Source organism: Janibacter sp. CFPM2_SD2 (assembly GCF_057364645.1).
Genome location: NZ_JBNFOF010000189.1, coordinates 1 through 5,995 on the forward strand (window position 1 = coordinate 1; position 5,995 = coordinate 5,995).

Genomic DNA, 5,995 nt, shown 5'->3' on the forward strand with positions numbered 1-5,995 from the left:
GTGCGCACCGCGCTCGTGCTCGTCGTCGACTCCGGCGAGCCGCGCAACGCCCCGGCCGCGCACATGCACAGCTACCTCGGGCACGAGGGGCGGCCGCCGGCCGACTTCCTGCGCACGCCCGCGAGGAGGTGCGCTCCTACGGGGCCGAGGTCCTCACGGTCGGGTTCTCGAGGTCACGCGCGAGGAGGACGTCTTCCGCCTCGGCCTCACCGGCGGCCACGTCGTCCACGCGCGCCGCGTCGTCGCCGCGACCGGCCTGACCGACGAGCTGCCCGACGTGCCCGGTCTCGCCGACCACTGGGGCGGCGCGGTCATCCACTGCCCCTTCTGCCATGGCTACGAGGCACGCGACGGGCGGATCATCGCGCTCGTCACCTCGCCCATGGGGCTGCACCCGCTCCCGCTGCTGCGCCAGCTCACCCCCGACCTCACCGTGCTCGTCCACGCCGGGGTCGACGCCGACGAGCCCGAGCTGCAGGCGCTGCGTGCCGCCGGCGTGACCGTCGTCGTCCAACCGGCCGAGGCCGTCGTCAGCGACGCGACCGGTGGTCTGCGCGGCATCCGGCTCGCCGACGGGTCCGAGATCGCGGCCGACACGATCCTCGTCGGGACGCGTCTGCACGCCCGGGTCGCTCCCTTCGCCGGGGTCGGTCTGGAGGCGGTCGCACACCCGAGCGGGGTCGCGACCCACGTCGTCGCCGACCCGATGACCGGCGCCACCGACGTGCCCGGCCTCTACGCGGCCGGCACGCTCGCCGAGCCGATGCTCCGAGGTGCTGCCGACCGCGGCGGCGGGCAGCCGGGTGGGCTCGATGGTCAGCTTCGACCTCGCGCAGCAGGACCTCGAGCGGCGCGCGCCGCAGCGCCCACGCCGCCGACTGGGACGGCCGTTACAGCGGCGACCTGCAGTGGAGCGGCAACCCCAACGGCTCGCTCGTCGCCGAGGCCACCGGGATGACCCCCGGCACCGTCCTCGACGTCGGCGCCGGCGAAGGGGGAGACGCCATCTATCTCGCGGAGCAGGGCTGGCAGGTGACCGCCAACGACATCTCCGCTCTCGCCCTCGACCGGGTGCGGGTGGCCGCGGCGCGCGGCCTCGAGGTGGGTCTGGTGCAGGCCGACGCCAACGCTGCGGCCCCCTTCGGCACCGACCGCTACGACCTCGTCACCGCCGCCTATGCATCGATCCCGCGCACGCCCGACGGCCGCGGCATCGCCAACCTGCTCGGCGCGGTGGCCCCGGGCGGCACCCTGCTCGTCATCGCCCACGACCAGCACGACATGGGGTTGGCGGCGGCCGCCCCCGAGCAGACCCGCCCCTTCGACCACGAGGCGTATGTCGACACGGACGCCATCGCGGCAGCCCTGGCCGGTGCGCCGGGCTGGGCGGTCGAGGTCCACGAGCGAAGGGAGCGGCCCGCCGGCGCCGTGTCGACCCACCACGTGCACGACGTCGTCCTGCGGGCCCGGAGGGTCGGCTGACGGGTGCGACAATCGGGCCCATGAGTCCCGCCCCCGACGCCGCCCAGCGGCAGGCCGCCGCCTCCCTCGAGCTGCGCAAGCGCATGCGCCTGGTCGAGGACGAGATCCTCTCCCGCGCCCCCGAGCACGACCTCGAGCCGAGCCTCGACCGCATCCGCGCGGTCATGGACCTGCTCGGGGAGCCGCAGCGCACCTTCCCCGTCATCCACGTCACGGGGACCAACGGCAAGACCTCGACCGCCCGGATCATCGAGTCGGTGCTGCGCGAGGCGGGCCTGAAGACGGGGCGCTTCACCTCGCCCCACCTGCAGGACATCCGGGAGCGGATCACCATCGGCGGTGAGCTGATCAGCCGCGAGGCCTTCCTCGACGCATGGGCCGACATCGCCCCCTTCGTCGACGCCGTCGACACCCGCTCGGCCTCCGAGGACGGCCCGCGGATGACCTACTTCGAGGTGCTCGTCGCGCTCGCCTACGCGGCCTTCGCCGACGCGCCCGTCGACGTCGCGATCGTCGAGGTGGGCATGGGCGGCTCGTGGGACGCGACGAATGTCGTCGAGGCCGACGTCGCCGTCATCACGCCGGTCGGCATCGACCACCAGCACTTCCTCGGCGACACGATCGAGGAGATCGCGACCGAGAAGTCGGGGATCATCCACCCCGACGCCATCGCCGTGAGCGCGCCGCAGGAGCCCGAGGTGCTCGCGATCCTGCGCGACCGCGCGGAGGAGGTCGGCGCGCGACTGCTCGTCGAGGGGCTGGACTTCGGGTCCTCGAGCGCGACGTCGCCGTGGGCGGCCAGATGATCTCGCTGCGCGGGATCGCTGGCGACCACCCCGACCTCCTGCTCAACCTCCACGGGGAGCACCAGGCGAGCAATGCCGCGCTCGCCGTGGCCGCGGTCGAGGCCTTCCTCGGTGGCGGCGAGCAGCCGCTCGGCGAGGAGGTCCTCGCGGCCGGTCTCGCCGCGGCGACCTCGCCCGGTCGTCTCGAGATCGTCCGGCGCAGCCCCACGGTCATCGTCGACGCGGCGCACAACCCGCACGGCGCAACGGTCCTCGCGACGGCGCTCAAGGACTCCTTCACCTTCACCCACCTCGTCGGCGTCGTCTCGATCTTCAAGGACAAGGACGTCGTCGGGATCCTCGAGGCCCTCGAGCCGGCGCTCGACGAGATCGTCGTCACCCGCTCGACGTCGCCGCGCGCGATGCGACCGGACCGCCTCGGCGAGATCGCTGCAGAGGTCTTCGGCGACCACCGGGTCACCGTCGTCGAGGAGCTGCCCGACGCGCTCGACCGCGCCGCCCAGCTCGCGGACGACGGGGGAGTGGCCGGTGGTGTCGTCGCCACCGGCTCGATCGTCACCGTCGGCGAGGTGCGGCTGCTGCTCGGGGTGACCGACGTCGAGGCGCCCGTCGCGCCGCCGGTCGAGGTGCCCGTCGAGGTCGAGGACGAGGGCTGACCTACCCTTGTCGACCGTGACTCCCGACCAGCCGCCGCGCCCGCAGGGCAAGTTCACCTGGCGGATGCTCGCCACCGTCCTCGGCGCGCAGTCGCTCGTCATCTTCTTCGGCGCCCTGACCAGCCGGGGCCTGGACCCCGACCAGGAGCCGGTGGTGGCGGGGCTGACCCCCTTCGTCCTCATGTGCGTCCTGGCCGTCGTCGCCCTCGTCGGTGCCGGCCTGATGAAGCGGCCCTTCGGCACCGCCTTCGGATGGGGCGTTCAGGTGCTGTCCATCCTCTGCGGGGTCTTCCTGCCCATGATGATCCTCGTCGGCGTGATGTTTGCGGTGCTGTACGGCTACTGCCAGCGGATCGGCCGCCGCATCGACCGTGAGCAGGCCGCCCAGGCCGCGACCCAGCAGGAGAGCTGACACCCGTGGACTTCTTCACCGCGATCATCCTCGGCCTCGTCCAGGGGCTGACCGAGTTCCTCCCGATCAGCTCGAGCGCCCACGTCTCGATCGTCGGGCAGCTCATGGGGCAGGAGGACCCCGGCGCCGCCTTCACGGCGATCACCCAGCTCGGCACCGAGGCCGCCGTCGTCATCTACTTCTGGCGTGACATCACGACGATCATCCGCAAGTGGTTCCTCGCGCTCGCGGGCAAGGTCGCCAAGGACGACCCCGACGTGCGCATGGGCTGGCTCGTCATCATCGGCACCATCCCGATCGGCCTGCTGGGTCTGCTCTTCCAGGACCAGATCGAGTCGACCCTGCGCAGCCTGTGGATCACCGCGACGATGCTGCTCGTCTTCGCCCTCGTCATCATGGCGGCCGAGCGGGTCGGCACCCAGCGCCGCGAGCTCACCGACCTGACGTGGAAGCACGGCATCCTCTACGGCCTCTGGCAGGCCCTGGCGCTCGTCCCCGGCGTCTCCCGCAGCGGCGGCACGATCGCCGGTGGTCTCTTCATGGGCTACACGCGCAAGGCCGCAGCCCGCTACAGCTTCCTCCTCGCGATCCCGGCGGTCATCGCCTCGGGTGGCCTGCAGGTCGTCAAGATCGCGGGTGGTGAGGGCACCGGCGAGACCGGCTGGGGCCCGATCCTCGTCGCGACGGCCATCGCCTTCGTCGTCGGCTACGCCGTCATCGCGTGGTTCATGAAGTTCATCGAGACGCACACTTTCACGCTCTTCATGGTCTACCGGATCGTCCTCGCGCTCGTGCTCTTCGCCCTGCTGGGTACGGGTGTGCTCGCGGCGTGACTACGCTGACCCCGTGACCGAGACTGTGCAGACCGAACGTTCCCTCATCCTCGTCAAGCCCGACGGCTTCCGCCGCGGCCTCACCGGCGAGGTGATCCGCCGGATCGAGGCGAAGGGGTACACCCTCGCGGCCCTCGCCGTCGTCACCCCGACGCGTGAGCAGCTGGCCGCCCACTACGCCGAGCACGAGGGCAAGCCCTTCTACGAGCCGCTCCTCGACTTCATGTCCTCCGGCCCGGTCGCGGCCGTCGTCATCGAGGGCCAGGAGTGCATCAAGGGCTTCCGCTCCCTCGCCGGCGCGACGAAGCCGACCGAGGCCGCCCCCGGCACGATCCGCGGCGACCTCGGTCGCAAGTGGGCGGGCACCGTGGACGAGAACATCGTCCACGGCTCCGACTCCCCGGAGTCCGCTGCCCGCGAGATCGGCATCTGGTTCCCGAGCCTCTGACGTGGGCACGGGAGCGCGAGAGGCGCGCCCGCGGGCGCGGCTGCGCTTCTCGCGCGACCTGGCCATCGACCTCGGGACGGCCAACACCCTGATCCACCACCAGGGGCGCGGCGTCGTCCTCGACGAGCCGAGTGTCGTCGCGGTGAGCGCCGAGACCGGTGAGCTCGTGGCCGCCGGGACCCGGGCCAAGGAGATGCTCGGGCGCACCCCCGGCGCCGTGCGCGCGGTGCGACCACTGCGCGCCGGGGTCATCAGCGAGCCCGACGCCGCCGAGCAGATGCTGCGGTGGTTCACCGACCGGGTGGGCATGTCGAGCGTCTTCCGCCCGCGCGTCGTCGTGTGCATCCCGAGCGACATCACCGGCGTCGAGCGGCGCGCGGTCGAGGAGGCCGCGCTGCGCGTCGGCGCCCGCCGGGTCTACCTCGTCGAGGAGCCGATGGTCGCGGCGATCGGGGCGGGTCTGCCCGTCACGGACACCGAGGCCTCGATGGTCGTCGACATCGGAGGCGGCTCCACCGACGTCGCCGTCATCGCCCTGGGCGGCATCGTCGCCTCGCGCAGCACCCGCACCGCCGGTGACGCCGTCGACGACGCGATCGTCGACCACGTGCGCCGCAACCTCTCGCTGCTCCTCGGCGAGCGCAGCGCCGAGCACATCAAGATCGAGGTCGGCTCCGCCTTCCCGCTCGCCCGCGAGGTGAGCACCCGCGTCCGCGGCCGCGACCTCGTCACCGGCCTGCCCAAGACCGTCGACGTCGGCTCCGCGGAGATCCGGCGGGCCATCGCCGGGCCGGTCGGGGAGATCGTCCAGCTGGTGCGCGACGTGCTCGACCGCTGCCCGCCCGAGCTCGCCGGCGATGTCCTCGAGCGCGGCGTGACGCTCACCGGCGGGGGAGCGCTGCTGCGTGGCCTCGACGCCCGGCTGCGCCACGAGCTCGGGGTGCCGGTGAGGGTGGCAGAGGCGCCCCTGCGCGCCGTCGTGCGCGGTGCCGGCCGCTGCGTCGACGACTTCGCCGCGCTGCAGCCCGTGCTCGTCGACGGCCACCGCTTCTGATGCGACGCCGTGCCCTGCCGGCGCTGCTGGTGCTCACCGTCCTCGTCCTGCTGGCGGACCTCGCCGGTGCGCCCCTGGGGCCGGTGCGCGGCGTGGGCGACGCGGTCCTCGGCCCGGTCGAGCGGCTCGTGGGCGCCCCGCCCCGACGACACCGACCGGGTGCGGGCCGACAACATCCGCCTGACGAGGAGGTGGCGCCGGCTGCGGGACCGCGAGGACACGTCGGCGCAGGCCGAGCAGCTCGACACCGGCGATCTGCCCACGGTCACCGCGCGGGTCTCGGCGCTCGACCGCGCCGGCGCCC

6 protein-coding genes and 1 pseudogene are annotated in these 5,995 nt (G+C 73.1%); all 7 read left to right on the forward strand.

Going from position 1 to position 5,995, the window contains the following annotated elements:
* On the forward strand, window positions 1–958 hold a 958-nt coding region (locus AC2W7J_RS14740; RefSeq protein ID WP_485983301.1), incomplete at its 5' end, for an NAD(P)/FAD-dependent oxidoreductase.
* Window positions 955–1,482 carry a class I SAM-dependent methyltransferase gene (locus tag AC2W7J_RS14745; RefSeq protein ID WP_485983303.1) on the forward strand — a complete coding sequence of 176 codons (528 nt, stop codon included), beginning with the start codon at window positions 955–957 and terminating at the stop codon, window positions 1,480–1,482. The genes AC2W7J_RS14740 and AC2W7J_RS14745, both read left to right, overlap by 4 nt.
* A 20-nt stretch (window positions 1,483–1,502) precedes the next feature.
* Window positions 1,503–2,944, forward strand: a pseudogene (locus tag AC2W7J_RS14750) (bifunctional folylpolyglutamate synthase/dihydrofolate synthase).
* Between the two features lie 16 nt (window positions 2,945–2,960).
* A complete protein-coding gene (locus AC2W7J_RS14755) occupies window positions 2,961–3,356 on the forward strand; it encodes a DUF4233 domain-containing protein (protein ID WP_485983305.1) in 396 nt (131 codons plus the stop codon).
* A gap of 5 nt (window positions 3,357–3,361) precedes the next feature.
* Complete coding sequence (locus tag AC2W7J_RS14760; protein WP_255183839.1) at window positions 3,362–4,189, forward strand: undecaprenyl-diphosphate phosphatase; 828 nt, start codon at window positions 3,362–3,364, stop codon at window positions 4,187–4,189.
* 25 nt (window positions 4,190–4,214) lie between these two features.
* On the forward strand, window positions 4,215–4,637 hold the full coding sequence (gene ndk, locus AC2W7J_RS14765; protein ID WP_255186357.1) for a nucleoside-diphosphate kinase: 423 nt from the start codon (window positions 4,215–4,217) through the stop codon (window positions 4,635–4,637).
* 1 nt (window position 4,638) lies between these two features.
* Entirely contained in the window at window positions 4,639–5,691 is a 1,053-nt protein-coding gene (gene mreB / locus AC2W7J_RS14770) for a rod shape-determining protein (RefSeq protein WP_421007324.1), read from the forward strand.
* The last annotated feature ends 304 nt before the right edge of the window (window positions 5,692–5,995 follow it).

Bases quoted from the DNA above. Each gene is read 5' to 3' on its own strand.
- AC2W7J_RS14745 (WP_485983303.1), top strand. From the start codon at position 955: ATGACCCCCGGCACCGTCCTCGACGTCGGCGCCGGCGAAGGGGGAGAC.